We start from the raw sequence: 16,127 nt of genomic DNA on the forward strand, positions 1-16,127 counted from the left end.
GTCCAAGGTTGCGCTTTCTTTATCGCTATTTCAAATCCGGTAAGATATATTTCTCTCAATGCCCGCTCATCAATTACCGAATTTGAGATAAGACGCGCTTTTTCCTGATTGTTCGCAAGATAATGCTTCAGGCTGGTACCTATGTTTTTACTCTGTATCCCACCAATGAGTGCAGCAGCCATTTCTCCAGTCAGAAGCGGATCTTCTGAAAAGTATTCAAAGTTACGGCCACAAAGCGGGCTGCGCTTTATGTTGGCTCCCGGTCCCAGAATCACAGCAACCTCCTCTTGTACACATTCCTCTCCAAGTGCAATACCCATTTCATATAATAAATCACGGTCAAAGCTGCAGGCTGTTGCTACAGCCGTAGGGAAACAAGTAGCTGATACCGAATTATTAATACCCAAGTGATCGGAATCTCCTGCCTGTTTACGTAAACCGTGGGGACCATCCGTTACCATCATTGATTTTATTCCAAGACGTTCTATTTCTTTTGTATTCCAGAAATTCTTTCCCGAACAAAGACTGGCTTTTTCTTCAAGAGACATCTTCTTCACAAGTTCCTTTGCTCTTGGTAAAACACTTTTTAACGTACGATTGACTTTTTCCATGCTAACTCCATCCCTTATGCGCGCGATATATTTTTTGAATAATTAAATTTTATACGATAAAGTAATACTTGTATTTCAAATTTGTTTTCAAAATTATATAAAAGGCACGCCCCTTTAGAAAGTGGGTAATAAACATGAATTTAAATGAATTAAGATATTTAAGTAAAGCACTTGCCAAATCCACAAGTGCTTCTGTCAGACTTTACCAAAGAGAAAATCAAGTCTACTACTACTCGATATATCCCATGAATCCGGATCCTTTTCTGCTTTATGAGAAAAACATGCTACAGTCTGAGCATATTGCCGTTATCATTACTACCGATCTGTTTCAATTTTATGGTTATGTTTCATTGGATGATGATTATCGAATTGTGATAGGTCCATCTTCCATTTTAACGAATGACAAAAATAAATTAGATAACCTTTTATTTTTATTGAATGTAAAAGAAAAATATCATGAAGAATATATTGGTAAACTGAAGTGCGCCCCCTCTATTTCTGCCGAACGTATAGGATGGCTCCTTTCCTTTATTGCTTCCACTATCAATAAGAATCCACTTTTTGTAGAAGACGTATTTGTAGAAACAAAATCAGAAAATCATCAAGATGATATTATGAATAGCAGTATGCAGAATACATTATTTTTTTCTGGTGAAAAAGAATCCAGTTCTCTTTTTATCGATAACTATCAAAATGAAAAAATGCTATTGTTCTATATAAAAAATGGTCAGCCTGACGCTTTAAAAGAATTATTCAGTGCCTTTCCAAAAATAAAGGCCGGAACAATGGCCAATGATACCTTGCGCCAACTTAAGAACATGGGAATTTCTTGCGCTACCGTAGCTTCTCGGGCCTCAATCGAAGGGGGATTAAACGTCCAGACTGCATTCCATTTATCTGATTTGTATATTCAAAAGTTGGAAATGCTTCGCAATGCTGCATCCATATACCCATTAATCAAGCAAATGTTATTAGAGTTTGCCGAACGTACAAAACAGGTGAAATATAATTGCAATAGCTCTTCTAAATTATTTTTAAAATGTGCAAATTATGTTTCCATAAATTTGTTTAACAATATCAAGATTGAAGAAATAGCTTCCGAATTCGGAATATCACGCTCCCGTTTGAGTAGTCAGTTTCATAAGCAAACCGGTATTACCTTAACACAATATATTTTGCAAGAAAAAATTTTAGAATCTCAGCGCTTACTGCAGTTTACTAACAAAAGTAATGCTGAAATTGCATTACATCTGGCTTTTTCCTCGCAAAGTCATTTTCAAACAGTATTTAAAAAATATACCGGCATAACCCCAAACAGATTTAGGAACGCAAAATCAGATTTATAATTTGCTTTGTATCTGTTTTTATAATCATTAAATAGAATTGGGTTTTCATAGTGCCTTGGAAACAGACCGCTTTTGCAGATGCTTTGAAATCTCTTTAAGGAACATTCGTAGCAATTCTTCATAAATCAGACAATTTAAAAAAGAGGGATTAAGATTTTTCATCTCAATTCCTCTAATTTCCCCTTATTTAATTCTGTAATAAACTCGAATCTTCGACCTCCCCTATCCATAAATTCGTTCATTACCCAAAACACTAATAGTAAAATCTATTGGTTTAAGAATTTACTTTCTATCTTTATAGGTTCCAGACCAAAACTAATGTAAAAAATTTCATATACCAATAATAAAATGAAAGGAGGTTGTGTTATTTTGGAAAAGCATAAAGACACGGATTGCGGGTGCCATACCCGCGATTTTGATTTAGACTTCAGAAATTGCTCCTATTGGGCATGTTGTCCTTCAAGTTGTGGATGTGGGTATGGAATTGGATGCAATTGCTGTCGAAATCGTTGCCGCAGGAATTTGTGTGATGATGATTTCAGTATTCGATTAGCAGGCTTGACTGAGGGCCTAAATTACCGCTTGTATCAACTTCTTTGGTTCAACGTCAAAATAGAACTGGAGAATGGCCATTCAGCGTTTGGAAAAATCATTTATGTAGGGTCCAATTTTGTTGAATTGCTTCTGCCGTTAGTTGACGGAGAACCAGTTGAAGAAGATATGGAAGAGGAAGAATTAACTCAAGAAGATTTTGAGGAAAAATCGGAGCTTCATGGAGATAGGGAGCATATTAAAGGCAGAACACTGATTTTTTCCATTGATAGGATCGTAACCGTTGAAACAGCTATATCTAAAGATTGAATAAAGAGTTCTATCAAGTACCTCACCAGTTAAAAAATAAGTCAGCTATTATGAAGGTTTCCTTCAAAAAGCTGACTTTTTTTGTTTAATTGTTTAAGGTAAACAATTTGATTTTATCTATTGAAATGGTTGTCAGTTGTTCAGCCACTTCTAGACTGATTGATTCTTTATCTACTTTTTTCATTTGTCCTTCAATTGTTTGGCCATCAATTTGGACTTGTATATGTTTTTCTTCATATACAAGTAAATAAATGTTCAGCCTCATCCTGAAAAACAGATGGATTAATTCTGGCGAAGAAGAAACGACATCCCCGAAGTTAAAGGTCAATTCCCGGCGAAAGCAAGGATCGATTTCCCTTAGTTCAGGGTCATCGTAAGGATCCGCAAAACGCCCAAAAGGCTTAACTATATCGATTTGACTATATGGGTAGATGAATACCTTTTCTTCATTGTTAAGCACAACAAAATCATAGCCTGATAGGGAGACTTTCCCCTCGCAGGTTTCTCCTGATAGAGCGGTAATCTCAACTCGCAGTCCAATTAAACCGTCAAAAACTTTCTGATAAGTTTCATCTGGCAGCCGCTCCTCTCCCAGAGCCAGATCAAGAAGCAATTCATTTGCAGCCCTTATCTTTTCAATTACTCGTTCCAAATCTTCTTGCGGAAGGCAGCTCGTAGGGGAAGGAAGATTTGGGGATGGGTACCGATCGGGACAGCATTGTACGGGTATAAAGAAATAACTTTCTTTATCAAACTTTTTTTGTACCTTTTCATCAGAAGATATTTCCTTATGGTTTTCTTTTTTCATTTTCTCACCCCCTTCCCTAAAGTAATTCTATGTAGAAAAAAGAGAAGAAATTATTCTTCTCTTCTGTTCGCTCTATTTCTCTAATGGAGGCAAATGTTCTTGAATCCCTTTGTGAATTCTCATTATCCCCCACATACCCTGCTCTATGTCCCAGAGTATATTTCCTGCACGGTACATATAATCCCCTGGGAATCCCATATAAGCACCAGCGCCGCCGAGCAATTCCAAATTGCGTGCTGCTCCCGCTACGTTCAATCCTGCAAATGATTCCGTACGTGAATTCAAATTTTTCACTTCAAATCGAAAGCGATGTCCATGAATATGGAACGTATGCGTCCTGCGCCTTTCTGCTGGCGTCACCAATCGAATTGTAACCGGGTCTCCTAAGTAGCTTTCAAACAATGGCGTAGCCGGGTCCCCGAAAACACACGAACTGAATAAGTTTTGCAGCACTGAATGTTTGCGGTAGCGGTTGACCAAACGTTCACTTCGATAGTTGAATCCTCTGGAACCTTGGTCATACGTATCGACTTCGTCTTCATCAATGTCCGGAGGTGGCAAAATCATCCCCGCAAGAGGATCGACTATTACCTGTTCTTTTTTATCAAGCAGCCTTACGCCGTCATGCATGATGATGACGAATTCCCTTATGCTTGGAAGGAAAGGGTTACGTAGAACCACATTCGCTCCGGTTTTGACCGGCTTCAGCGTATAGGGATCTAAATGCTCTGTTCCCCTTGGTTCGGCAATAAATGCGCCGAATGCGCCGTGGGACTTATGGTTGCGGATATCCGCCATATCCCACATGCCGCATGCACCCATTGGGGCGTCAACATACCAGCGATATTTCCTGCTTTCACCTGGTCCTACCGTTTGGTCTCCATTGAAACCAACTGTTTCCCCTGCAGATGTTTTCACATCATACTGGATCAATTGTGGGTGCAAGGAGATTCTCAAAGATGGCGGATAGAAAGCCTGCTCCTTTACTTCCGGATATGGGTAGATGCCATCCTTGAATGGGAATAGATCCAGTTTCAAAAGGCTAGTGAGAGCAATTTCTATTGTATCTCCAACGTTTCCACGAATGACCAGCGGTTCCGGATTTTTCTTTCCTTTTAAAATAGCATCCATATCTTTCCTCAGTGCGAAAATGATCCCATGAGGATCGTGATCTTCAAAACTGTTATAGCTAAGTGGCACTTGGAAAGCTACGATATCAAAATAGCGGATTGGACCTTTTTTGACTGGAACTTTAGTAGGGTCATCTGCTTTAGGTGGCTTTTTCCCCGTACATTCAGGGAGTGGCCTTGAACGCTTTAAAGGGGCTGGACGGTCAGATAAAGGGATAAGACCCGGCACTCTTTCATCAAATGCCCGAATCAATCCCCAAAGCCCATTCCATAGATCTTCTTCCGTTTCAAATGCCCAGAAATAATCTCCCGCTCGAGGAATAAAAGTTTCCATGGTAAACGATTCGGATATTCCAATATGCTGCTGCTCTTCGACATTTGAATTCAAATTCCTTCGCTGCTTTAGCCACTTCAACCCATGGACATTGAAACTATGGGATTCTTCCTGACACCCTTGGAGAAGCCTGATCCGAATGCTGTCTCCTTCGTATGCTTTCAATATCGGGGTAATCGGATCACCATTCACATAAGAACTAAATGTATAGGCAGGATCGCATTCAGGTCCTAATCGGAATTGAAGGGGTTCATTTTTGTAGTTCACCCCGAATAAACCCGGGTCATCAAAAGAGCCTGGGAACCCAGGGGGCTGAAGGGGTTTGCCGTCTTTATCGAACAGCAAGGCGAAATCCTGTGCGAATAGCACAAAATCCCGATAATCAGGAATCAAGGGATTCCGAGTAGTGACCTGGGCGCCGCGGGCAACCTCTTCCCCTGTAGCCGAATCGAGAATCTCCGTAAATCGCGGGTGGACAACGCCAGATCCGAATACTCCATGCTGCTGATGGGAGGCTGGAAATAAGTGATCGTGGACGAACCAGGCTTTCAACTCGATATCAGCATAATATTCATACTGGATGGTTTCACCTGGCAGTACCGAAGAATCATAGTTCCAGCCGACATTTGCCCCATCGTTCACAAGAACATCAAATTTCACAAAGTGAATATGGAAACCGGTTTCGTACGCTCTCGTCACCAGCTGGAATGCATCGCCATCAAGAATATGGGGCAATCGGTTTGTAAAATTAATGCGGATGCTGGTATGTGCCGATGCATGGAAAACGAGCGGTTCAGGCTCTTTCTTCCCTGAACATACATCATCCAGGTCTTCATCCAGCACATAAATCCTGGCTTTCGGATCATGCCAGCCCTGTTTGTTATAGGTTACGGTCAGTTCGATTACCGAGACGTTAAATTCCTTCACGATTGCATCTTCAGGAGATGGATTTACAAATACAGCCCCTGGCCTTGGATTTTTCACTGCTGCGTTGCGTTCCAGTTCTGTCAATCCCCGTCCTCCTTTGATGCCTAGCGGTGGACGCGGCGCTTTGTAACCGACCTTCCCTGGGATGAAGTTCGGGAACCCCGGTTTCAATTTTGTAGGCTTCGGCGGGGCTTTACGGTCAGGCAATGGCTGCAAAGCCTTTATAGGGACACCATTCGGGTAGCACTGGCAACCGTCCTGAAGCGTATTAAATATCCGGTTCATGCCCCACATTCCGGCTGCGAAATGCGGATACAGATGGCAATGGACAATGGCGTCACCAAAGGAGCCTTGTAGGCTTCCCAACCCGTAAAGAGGCTCAACTGTGTAGTGGGATTGAGGACTGATTGCTTGGGAATCAAGCATTTCCGAGTTGAGGTCTTGCGGGTCACTCAGCCATTGATGTACATGATAATGAAAGACGTGCGTCTCTTTCACCCCGCCATGTATCACACGGAATTTTGCAGGATCCCCTACATATCCCCTCAAAATCGGGGTTGATGGATCTCCAAATACCCATGAGTCATGATGGACTTCTTCACCTTCCGTATTAGGTCCTACAACCCCTTCTTCAATGAGCTGCTGGCGTCTGTTGATCGGTTCATACCGGTAGTTAGCCCCATGAAAGGATTCCTCCTCCTGATTAGTAAGATGATTGATTGGCCGGTTTCCCGTTAAATCATCGACCTCCATTTCATCATGGAATATCCAGGCGTATTCCCGATACGAAGGAAGCAAAGGATGATGTACATCAGCATACACACCGCTATTCATGGTTTTGCCCGTCTCTGGGTCCGTCCACCAGGAAAAGCGGGGCTGGATCAATAAAGCCCCAAACAACCCATTGGAATTGGAACCATTTTCACCGCTTGCCGGATTGCCCAGATCAGAAAAGATATACGTTCCTTCTTTAACCGCATGCAATCGATATAGAATAGATTCACCTGGGGCAGCCGTCGTATCTTTATTGAACCCTACATTTGCTCCGTCCGATTGGCATACATCATATTCGGCTTGCTGAAAATGCATGCCTGTATTGAAATCCAATTTATTTTTGAAAAGAATTTCAATGGTTTCTCCTTCATTTGCCCGGATGACGAGAGGCTGGACGAGCTCAACAGAAGAGAAAGGATTCTTTTTGACCAAGTCTTTAACTTTATGCTCATTTTCTTTCAGAACGTACATCATCCCATTAGGGTTGTGGTCCCCAAATGAATTCAGAACAATACGAATCGGAATTGCTGCTACATGATACCTTCTAGTCATGCAAGTTCCTCATCTGAATAATCTTTTAAATAAGGAATTTTTGCCCCGGTGCCTGTTTCAATGTAGAACACATCAATGGAATCGATATGAATGTTCCACACCTTTCCTTCCAAGGCAGGTACGGATGTGGTTTGTACATACAATGTCACGATATCTCCCAATATTCCTTTGATCTTGCCTATGAACATAAATGGAAAGGCTTCAGTCAATATGAATGCCCGCCGTCCTATATTTTTTTTGAAATAAAATACAAGAGCTTCCTCTCTTGTATCATTAACCGGCCTGCATTCACTTTTTTCGTTAGTCATTTAATAATCTCTCCTCAATTATGCTAATGGGAACACTTCATCAACAGGCACTTCGGTCGAGTAAGAAACAATTTGCTCAAATGGAATGCTTAATGGGAAAGGAAAATTATAAAATGGAGCATTCACCATTTTAATGATGACTGGTGACAACGTCATATGACCATGCTGAACGTCAGAAACCGTTCCAGAGAAAATGGGGCGGAATACTTGGCCGAGTAAGTTCAGCTGGACGGCCCGGGTTATGACAATTAGGTCATCCCCAATAAGCTTTTTCAGCTCTTCATATAAATTATCCTCTGTTTGTTCCATCAATTTGCCCCCTTATTATTTCAATCTTTTTCCAGCCATAACTTCAGGACCTTTTTCCATAGTGAGATTATCCCGATAGTTGAAACAAAGCGAATCTCGTTTAATGGAATCACGCTTACTTTTTTCTTTGACAGCTGAAGAATTAAATCTGCTTTTGTGGCTGACCCGATTTTCCCGAAAAAGATGTTGTCAGCTGTTCTGGTTTCAACCCAGATTCCTTTCCAGAAGTGAAGGTTTGTTTGAAGAGATTCTTCAAAAAACTGGCGGATTAGGACGTCTTTTTTAGCTACTGTCTCACCGAATTGAAGAACGAGCTTTTGCTGGAGGTTATTATCATAAATAAAATGTTGGTGGGTATTGGAGTAAGTGGGAAATCCAAAGGGGATGGTTGCAGATTGAATTGCTCTGTAGGGAATCCATAATCTTTTTTTCAGATCTGTCAGCATGACAAAATCTCTTCCAATCGTTGCAACTTTTCCCTCAGTCGTCAAAGGGATATCCTTTTCGATGACAAAAGAAACGACAACTTGCTGGTTCCGCTTCATTTTAAAAAACTGCTTCAAGAAAAGGACTTTCCTGCGGGATTCGTCTTGGCTCGTCACTTTAAACAGGTTTTTCTGGGCGATATACTCGGAAAGAATTCTCGTCTCTTCTTCGGAAACCGCACTGGTTGGTGAAGAAAACGAAGGATTTTTGTTCAAATCGTCCGTTGTCTGGCCTAACGATCCCGGCTCCTCAAAATGATCCTTCATCTGCAGGCTCCTTCATTTTGAAATCTCTTCCATAATTTATGTTGAGCCCATAATTTTATGAACTATAAAAAGACTAGACCAGCCAAACTATTCTGCTTCTTTTATCAATTGCATGAAATGGTGGAGAATTTCTTCGGTATTCACTTTTTTGTCTCCCACCGCCATGTCGTGGATGGATCTGATTTGGTTCTTTGAGTCCACAATATACATCGATGTGGAGTGGGTTAGGAACCCATCCTTATTCTTTTCAAACACAAAGTTGAAGGACTTGGTAAACCCTCTGATTTCTTTTTCAGAGCCTCTTAAAAACAGCCAATTGTCACTTGTGATTCCAAAAGCTTCTTTATATTGGAGAATTCTCTCTTCTGTATCGTAGGCCGGGTCCAGCGTCACCGATACAATAAGATATTGATCTTCAGTTATCCCTTCGTCCGCCATCGATTGCTGCAGATTTTGCAGATCAATCATAGTGGTAGGGCAAATATCTGGACAGTTTGTATAGAAAAATGTGATAAGTTTTGGCTTATCATGGGCAGGCACTTCCTCTGTTCCCACTTCTGTCAGTTCCCAATCAGTTACGGTACCCAACTTAGGCAAGCTGGTTGATTCGGGCCAAAAGAAGTAAATGGCCAAAATTCCCCCAATCAATAAAATGGTACATGCAAAAAATTTCATTTAACTCCTCCTTGGTTTTTTCATGAGAATGAGCTCCATTACACCCTAAATGAATAGCGAACGAGCTGGCATACGAGTGCATGAAGGCAGGCAATGAAAAAGGCCAGAATATACATGTTTTCAGCAATCATGGCTTCCGTTTCAATTGGGATCTTGCACAGGGCTGGATTTTGCAGGACTGCACCAAACATCATTCCCATGATTCCACCAATTGCACCATTATAAATTCCATTTAGGGAAGCAGGAGCTTTAATCATAGCCCCGAACTTCCAGCCAATGCAAAGTCCTATTACCAAGGGAATCAAATAAAAAATAGGCTGATTGACAGGAAGAAGCAAACGAGTGTAAAACGCCATGGCAAATGAAGACATCATGGATATAGCCATACACATCGACTTTGTAAATCGATCATCAAACAGGAAATGCTTCTTAATAAATATCGAGTAAACAAAAAAAGCTTCGAAAAAGCACCACATCAATAACAATATAATGGGCCACAAGGTTTACATCACGACCTTTTAATAGAAATGAGAATGGTGAGTAAACATAATGCAAAGACCCCATGCACGAACAAACTGAACAGGGTAGGCATTTCTACAACAGTTCCAATCATCGGGGACATCAGCCCAATGAACGCACCATTGGTCAATCCGGTTACAAACGTCTGGTAATCGAACAGGAGACCAAATAACGCACCAACCAATAGCCCCACGGCCGTTGATATCAGCGTAATCAACGTAAAATGGAATGGATATTGCTGCTGAAGCAAAACACCAGAAAGCAGAGCTGCCATCCCACCCATTGCCACACTAATGTTCATCCCCAACTGAAACCCGATTAACTTTTTAAAGCTTCGCAAATAAAAATAAAAACAAAGAGCTATCCAACCATCTACATAAAAGATGATTAAATGTGCAATTTTATCCATAGCCCCACCTCTACACAACATATGTACCAACAAATATGAACGAACTTTGTCCACTGTAAAATGTTGTATATTTGCCTGCTCTATGGGATTCCTTTCTGCATACACTGATAACAGTTTGAAAAAATATGCAGAAATTAGGAAATCGCCTGATCTCCAGTTAAATTTGGTAGAATCACTTTTTCTGCAAAAAAAAGGAGGCTATACATGACAGTCGGACCAATTAATGCGTTTGATGGTTTTCCTGTATGGTATAAAGATGAAAATAGATTGCGTCTTCAATTGAATGTCGATACTACTGATCCTTACTCAGGGATTACTCCTGCAGATTTGCCTAACCCAGCGCTGCCCGTGTCATTCCCGGATAACTATCCATCGGAAGCTTTTTATTTTCTGGCGGAAGCTGAAATGACTACTGGTACTGGCGAAAGAGCTAGGCTTGTCTTAGCTTTGGAAGCTGCTTTTGTAAGCGAAGTTCCTAGGGATGGAGACCAAATTGTATTTGGCAGAGTGCGGATTCGTATCTTTGGATTACAGCCAAATGCAGAGTATACGGTTACACACCCATATGGAACTGACACATTCATCGCTGAACCTGATGGAGAGGGAGCCGGGGAAATTAATTTTACAGAGGATATTGGCGGATTGAACGGCGGGGAATTCGAGCTTGCGCTTAACAGCCGCGTCCATCCATTTTTAAAATGGGATCCAAATGTTGCACCACTTGCCCCAGAAGGATATATTGGCAATCCAAATGTGCCCCATCTAATTACAGGCAGTGTGTTTGTTGATTCATTCGGACAGCCTCAAAACATTTTTCGGATTGAAGGGCCAGGAATTGGCATCGGATCCCCGGATCGCTCAACAACTCCTGGCCTTGACCCCGATAACTGTATTGAAACCAGACTTTTTACTGTTCTAGGAAAAATCTCTACCGTTTCGGGAGTCGATGTGACTAGAGCCAACTATACACAAACCGATAGCGCAGGCGGACTGCTAGATGTCTTTGCAGGTTCAGATGACACCGCACAAACGATAAGCGTTTCCGGAAACGGAATTGACACCGCCCTGCTTCAAGGAATAAACGGACAGTACTTTGCCCGAGTCGCTTATACAGGTGCCCGCCCCCCTGCTTCCCTTACTGTTACAAACTTGAGTGATGTTCCGAACAGTATAAAAGAAGCCGGGCCAGTTGATTTCATTACGGCAACGGCCAACTATGACACGAATTCACAAACTTTGGACGTCATTGCCTCATCCAGTGATTTGATTGGAGCACCGGCTTTATCCATAGAGGATTTTGGGGTTGGCGAGATCATCATTCCGCCTAACGGATTAAGCACTACAAGCCTCTCATTTGCACCGTCCCAGGTAACTATTAAATCGACAGCGGTAGGCACAAGGGTTATAGATGTATCAGTGACCGGTTCTCCTGATGGCCCTATACCTGTAGCAGCTAATGCCGGGCCCGACCAAACAGTTGTCGTTAATTCAACCGTGTTTCTGAACGGAACGAATTCAACGGGTGCTATCACCTCATATAATTGGATACAGTTATCCGGACCTACTGTTGCATTAACCGGTGGCACTACAGCAACTCCTACCTTTGTTACACCAGCTTCACAAGCAACTCTAGTATTTGATTTGACAGTTGATGGCGAAGGCGGACCTTCCACCGACTCCGTAAGTATTACGGTTCTTGACTCCACACCACCTCCAATTGCTGATGCAGGGCCAGATCAAGTCGTCCAGCAAGGAGCACTAGTGACGCTGGCAGGAAGTGCAACAGGGCTTGCAACATCTTACCAATGGGCTCAAATCTCGGGAGTTCCCGTACAATTAACCAATCCCAATACATCCACAGCCACATTTAGATTTCCCGCACAGCCAGCAACACTAACTTTCCAACTTACAGTCCAAGGTCCTGGAGGCATTTCTTCAGACACTGTCCAAGTGACATCGGTTCCGGAAACCTTGACTGTTACTCGGGCAGAGTATCGTACTGGTGATGCAGAATGGCGTATTTCCGGGACATCAAATGTGCTTCAAGCAGGGGCATCAATCTCTATCTATATCGGCAGTAGTCTTAACGGCACTCTCCTAGCCCAAGTGCCTGTGGATACATTAGGGGAATGGGAGTATCGGGTTGAAGGTTCCTCTCAGCTGCCAGATCAAACGAGAGCTATTTCCATTCAATCCAGCTCGGGCGGGACACTCCAAAATATACCACTTAATATTCGCAATTAAAAAACAATTGGTCAGGGATGCAAAAGTACGAACGCATCAAATCAATTGCCATCTTTATTAAGGAAGGAAGGATTAAATTGGATCGCTGTCCAAAATGTAATGGATCATCGAATAATTGTAATTGCGCACGTGGGCCTAGAGGTCCTAGAGGCTATCAAGGTCCCGTTGGTTTTAGAGGAGAACAAGGCCCCCCTGGACCAAAAGGCCAGCAGGGCCCACAAGGATTAAAAGGACCTAAAGGTAATCAAGGTCCTCCAGGTCCCAGTGGTGATCAAGGCATTAGAGGTCTACAAGGAATACAAGGACCAAAAGGGGATCAAGGTCCCCCAGGTCCCAGTGGTGATCAAGGCATTAGAGGTCTACAAGGAATACAAGGTCCAAAAGGGGATCAAGGCCCACCTGGACCACCAGGTATATTGCAAGCAGCTCATGGTTTCGGCATTTGCAATGTAATGAGCAAAGCGTCTGGGGCTGTTAGATTTATCATGCCTGGACCACTCCAAGATGTAGAGTTAATGCAAGACGGTCTGAAAGTATTGAAATCAGGGATTTATCAAATTAGCTATAAAATCATATTGGCATCAAATACAATAACTTGTTCGCCATCGACATTTCACGTAAAGATAAATGACGCCATTACGGTAGTATCGTCGTTCACCGAATCCACCACTGCTACCTCCCTGTCCTCTTCTGATTTAGTTTCATTGCTAGAAGGAGATATTGTTAAAATCCAAGCAGAATTACAGGAGCATTTTAGCTACAAATTGGCCACCCTGCAAATTATCCAGGTAGGGTGAAATAAAAAATGCCTGTGCACTTTCGATGCCCAGGCATTTTGACTATTGAGTACTACTCTCGTTAATTTCAATAGAGTCCCAGTTGGGGCTCTTTTTTTGTGCCTATGATACACTTATATAAAAATTAAAAGGAGTTTTTGTATGAGACTCATTTCTATATGCCCTAGCAATACTGAAGTTCTTGCCTATTTAGGCTTAACGGATCAGCTTGTCGGACTCGACGACTTTTCTGATTGGCCTTCTTCAGTTCAACATTTACCTCGATTAGGTCCGGATTTGTCAATTGATATCGATGCACTAGAGGCATTAGAGCCTGATCTTGTATTGGCTTCGCTCAGTGTTCCTGGTATGGAGAAAAATGTGAACGAATTAGTAGATCGTGGTATTCCCCATCTTGTGTTGAATCCTCAAAGTTTAAACGATATTGCAGAGGATTTACTGATTGTTGGTCACGCATGTGGTATTTCTGTTGAGGCTGAAAAGATCGTCTTGGAATACAGAAAATTTGTTGATGAAATGAAGATTCGCGCTACCCTTGTTTCCACTTATCCCGAATTATATTGGGAGTGGTGGCCGAAACCAATCTTTACACCCGGACAGGTAAATTGGTTAACTGAAGTCAGTGAAGTTTCTGGTGGGCGCAATGTCTTTCGTGACGTTGAATTGGCAAGTGTTCAGACAGATTGGGATGATGTAATGCGTCGCAATCCGGACTATATTTTCCTTGCTTGGGTTGGCGTTCAGCTATCTAAAGTGAATAAAAAAGTTGTTGAAAAACGGTCTGGTTATGAGAATCTAACAGATTTACAAAAGAACAATGTACATATAATGGAAGAAGAATTGTATTGCCGTCCCTCCCCGCGCCTTTTGGAAGGTGCGTTTAAGCTCGCCAATATCCTACATCCTGATATTTATGCCGATTTAGAATTACCTACATGGATTACTGAAAATAAGTGATTACGAAAAAAGCTGTCTTGATGACGATATTAGTCATCAAGGCAGCTTTACTTTTAAGACGAAAATCATCACAGTTTAACGTTGAGTGGTGGTTCGTTGGAAACATGTCTATCTTTTAATAAAAAAGACCGTTTTTATAATAAATACGGTCTTTCCTCTTATGTTATACGAATTTCACCATATGGTATTTCTTCTTGCCGCGACGCACGATTGAGAACGAATCATCCAAACGATTTTCAGCATTCACGATGTGATCGACAGCCGTCAATTTTTCTCCATTGATTGAAATCGCTCCATTCGTTACATCTTCACGAGCTTGACGTTTAGATGGCGAAACGCCTGCTTCAACCAATAAGTCCACAATGTTTTTGTCTTCTTTTGGCAATTCAATGGAAGGGACATCTTTGAATACTTCTTTCATTTCACTTGCAGATAATGATTTTAAGTCTCCGCTGAATAATGCTTGTGTAATACGCAGTGCATTATCCAAAGAGTCTTGACCATGAATCATACGTGTCATTTCTTCAGCAAGCGCCTTTTGTGCTTTGCGTAAATGTGGCTCTTCCGCAACTGTCACTTCAAATGCCTCGATTTCTTCACGTGTCAAGAAAGTAAAGATTTTCATGTACTTGATTACATCTGCATCTGCTGTATTCAACCAGAACTGGTAGAACTCATATGGTGATGTTTTTTCAGCATCTAACCATACCGCTCCAGAAGCCGACTTACCGAACTTCGTACCATCCGATTTCGTCACAAGTGGAATGGTCATACCAAATGCTTTTGATTCTTCGGTATGGGTTTTACGAATCATTTCAAGTCCAGTCGTAATATTACCCCACTGATCAGATCCCCCTACTTGAATTCGACAGTTGTGAGAATTGTATAAGTGATTGTAATCAATTGCTTGAATCAACATGTACGAAAATTCCGTGAACGAAATTCCGCCTTCCAAACGTGAGGCAACCGTATCTTTCGCTAACATGTAGTTAACTCCAATGTATTTTCCATAGTCGCGTAAAAATTCGATGACATTCATTGAACCGATCCAGTCACGGTTGTTAACCAAAACGGCTCCATTTTCAGAACCAAAATCAAAAATGCGTTCCATTTGAACTTTAAGACCTTTAACATTTTCATCAATTTGTTCAGTTGTTTGCAATTGACGTTCTTCGCTACGGCCAGACGGATCTCCAATCATTCCTGTAGCTCCACCTATCAACAGAATCGGTTGGTGGCCATGTAATTGAAAACGGCGCAATGTCAGTAAAGGAACGATGTGTCCAATGTGCATACTATCCGCTGTAGGATCCACTCCACAATATAAAGAGATTGATTCTTTATTCAAAAGCTCTTCCATACCCGCTTCGTCAGTCAGCTGGTAGGCAAGCCCTCTCCATTTTAAGTCTTCGATTAATGCGTTTGTCATTTGCCATTCCTCCTTGAAAATATGAATTGCGTAACTCGCCACTTTAGCTCAACTCCGACGCTGGAAGAAACATATCGGAAACTTGTTTCCGATTGAGTTTCTGAAGCGGAGGTGCGAGCTGGCGCGTGGAGCTAGACATAAAAAAGTCCCTGCACGATTAATAAAAATCATGCAGGGACGCTAAATACAATTTGCGCGGTACCACCCAGCTTGAAGGAACCAGTCCTTCCGCTCATCAGACACAGTATCGTTGTGTTGACGTTTAAGCTCCCAGCCTGTAATTCATGTATGCACACTGACCAGCTTTCACCACCCGCTGGCTCTCTAAACAGCACTTGCATTCATTACTTCGGACTTTTCATCACTCAAAATAATATATATTTTT

General features: G+C 41.9%; 15 protein-coding genes and 1 other annotated feature. Of the genes, 5 read left to right on the forward strand and 10 right to left on the reverse strand.

Features of this window, described 5'->3' with window-relative positions:
• Window positions 1-611 (reverse strand): glycoside hydrolase family 3 N-terminal domain-containing protein (locus AC1DSL_RS03500; protein WP_477531177.1); only part of this gene is annotated, 611 nt, incomplete at its 3' end.
• Between the two features lie 134 nt (window positions 612-745).
• On the opposite strand from AC1DSL_RS03500, the gene AC1DSL_RS03505 reads away from it, so the two are divergent.
• A complete protein-coding gene (locus AC1DSL_RS03505) occupies window positions 746-1,957 on the forward strand; it encodes an AraC family transcriptional regulator (protein WP_477531178.1) in 1,212 nt (403 codons plus the stop codon).
• Window positions 1,958-2,326: 369 nt separating this feature from the next.
• Complete coding sequence (locus AC1DSL_RS03510) at window positions 2,327-2,818, forward strand: hypothetical protein (protein ID WP_477531179.1); 492 nt, start codon at window positions 2,327-2,329, stop codon at window positions 2,816-2,818.
• An 85-nt stretch (window positions 2,819-2,903) separates the two neighbouring features.
• Here the strand turns inward: AC1DSL_RS03510 and AC1DSL_RS03515 are convergent, their stop codons facing one another.
• From AC1DSL_RS03515 to AC1DSL_RS03550, 8 genes are all read right to left on the reverse strand, one after another.
• Window positions 2,904-3,626 (reverse strand): hypothetical protein, encoded by a 723-nt coding sequence (locus tag AC1DSL_RS03515; protein WP_477531180.1) that lies wholly within the window; start codon window positions 3,624-3,626, stop codon window positions 2,904-2,906.
• 72 nt (window positions 3,627-3,698) lie between these two features.
• Complete coding sequence (locus AC1DSL_RS03520) at window positions 3,699-7,343, reverse strand: multicopper oxidase domain-containing protein (protein WP_477531181.1); 3,645 nt, start codon at window positions 7,341-7,343, stop codon at window positions 3,699-3,701.
• The gene (locus tag AC1DSL_RS03525) at window positions 7,340-7,651 is read right to left on the reverse strand and encodes a hypothetical protein (protein WP_016426609.1); all 312 of its coding nucleotides are present in this window, start codon (window positions 7,649-7,651) and stop codon (window positions 7,340-7,342) included. Before AC1DSL_RS03525 ends, AC1DSL_RS03520 begins: the two co-directional genes overlap by 4 nt.
• 18 nt (window positions 7,652-7,669) lie before the next feature.
• Window positions 7,670-7,960 (reverse strand): hypothetical protein, encoded by a 291-nt coding sequence (locus AC1DSL_RS03530; RefSeq protein WP_477531182.1) that lies wholly within the window; start codon window positions 7,958-7,960, stop codon window positions 7,670-7,672.
• A 20-nt stretch (window positions 7,961-7,980) separates the two neighbouring features.
• A complete protein-coding gene (locus tag AC1DSL_RS03535; protein ID WP_477531183.1) occupies window positions 7,981-8,712 on the reverse strand; it encodes a hypothetical protein in 732 nt (243 codons plus the stop codon).
• A gap of 87 nt (window positions 8,713-8,799) precedes the next feature.
• Window positions 8,800-9,387, reverse strand: a complete 588-nt coding sequence (locus tag AC1DSL_RS03540) for an SCO family protein (protein ID WP_477531184.1) — start codon at window positions 9,385-9,387, stop codon at window positions 8,800-8,802.
• A 38-nt stretch (window positions 9,388-9,425) separates the two neighbouring features.
• Entirely contained in the window at window positions 9,426-9,773 is a 348-nt protein-coding gene (locus AC1DSL_RS03545) for a hypothetical protein (RefSeq protein ID WP_231391039.1), read from the reverse strand.
• A gap of 122 nt (window positions 9,774-9,895) precedes the next feature.
• Window positions 9,896-10,315, reverse strand: coding sequence for a hypothetical protein (locus tag AC1DSL_RS03550; protein WP_477531185.1), 420 nt, complete (start codon window positions 10,313-10,315; stop codon window positions 9,896-9,898).
• A 204-nt stretch (window positions 10,316-10,519) separates the two neighbouring features.
• Here AC1DSL_RS03550 and AC1DSL_RS03555 point away from each other — a divergent pair, with 204 nt between their 5' ends.
• From AC1DSL_RS03555 to AC1DSL_RS03565, 3 genes are all read left to right on the forward strand, one after another.
• Entirely contained in the window at window positions 10,520-12,559 is a 2,040-nt protein-coding gene (locus AC1DSL_RS03555; RefSeq protein ID WP_477531186.1) for a PKD domain-containing protein, read from the forward strand.
• Window positions 12,560-12,636: 77 nt separating this feature from the next.
• Complete coding sequence (locus AC1DSL_RS03560; RefSeq protein WP_016426602.1) at window positions 12,637-13,356, forward strand: collagen-like protein; 720 nt, start codon at window positions 12,637-12,639, stop codon at window positions 13,354-13,356.
• Window positions 13,357-13,497: 141 nt separating this feature from the next.
• Window positions 13,498-14,313, forward strand: a complete 816-nt coding sequence (locus AC1DSL_RS03565; protein ID WP_016426601.1) for a cobalamin-binding protein — start codon at window positions 13,498-13,500, stop codon at window positions 14,311-14,313.
• Between the two features lie 163 nt (window positions 14,314-14,476).
• Here AC1DSL_RS03565 and tyrS read toward each other — a convergent pair whose 3' ends face one another.
• Window positions 14,477-15,742 (reverse strand): tyrosine--tRNA ligase, encoded by a 1,266-nt coding sequence (tyrS, locus tag AC1DSL_RS03570; RefSeq protein WP_477531187.1) that lies wholly within the window; start codon window positions 15,740-15,742, stop codon window positions 14,477-14,479.
• A 170-nt stretch (window positions 15,743-15,912) separates the two neighbouring features.
• Window positions 15,913-16,113, reverse strand: a binding site (T-box leader).
• Window positions 16,114-16,127 lie beyond the last annotated feature (14 nt).

The sequence above is a fragment of the Paenisporosarcina sp. P4_D4 genome (genome assembly GCF_056401835.1).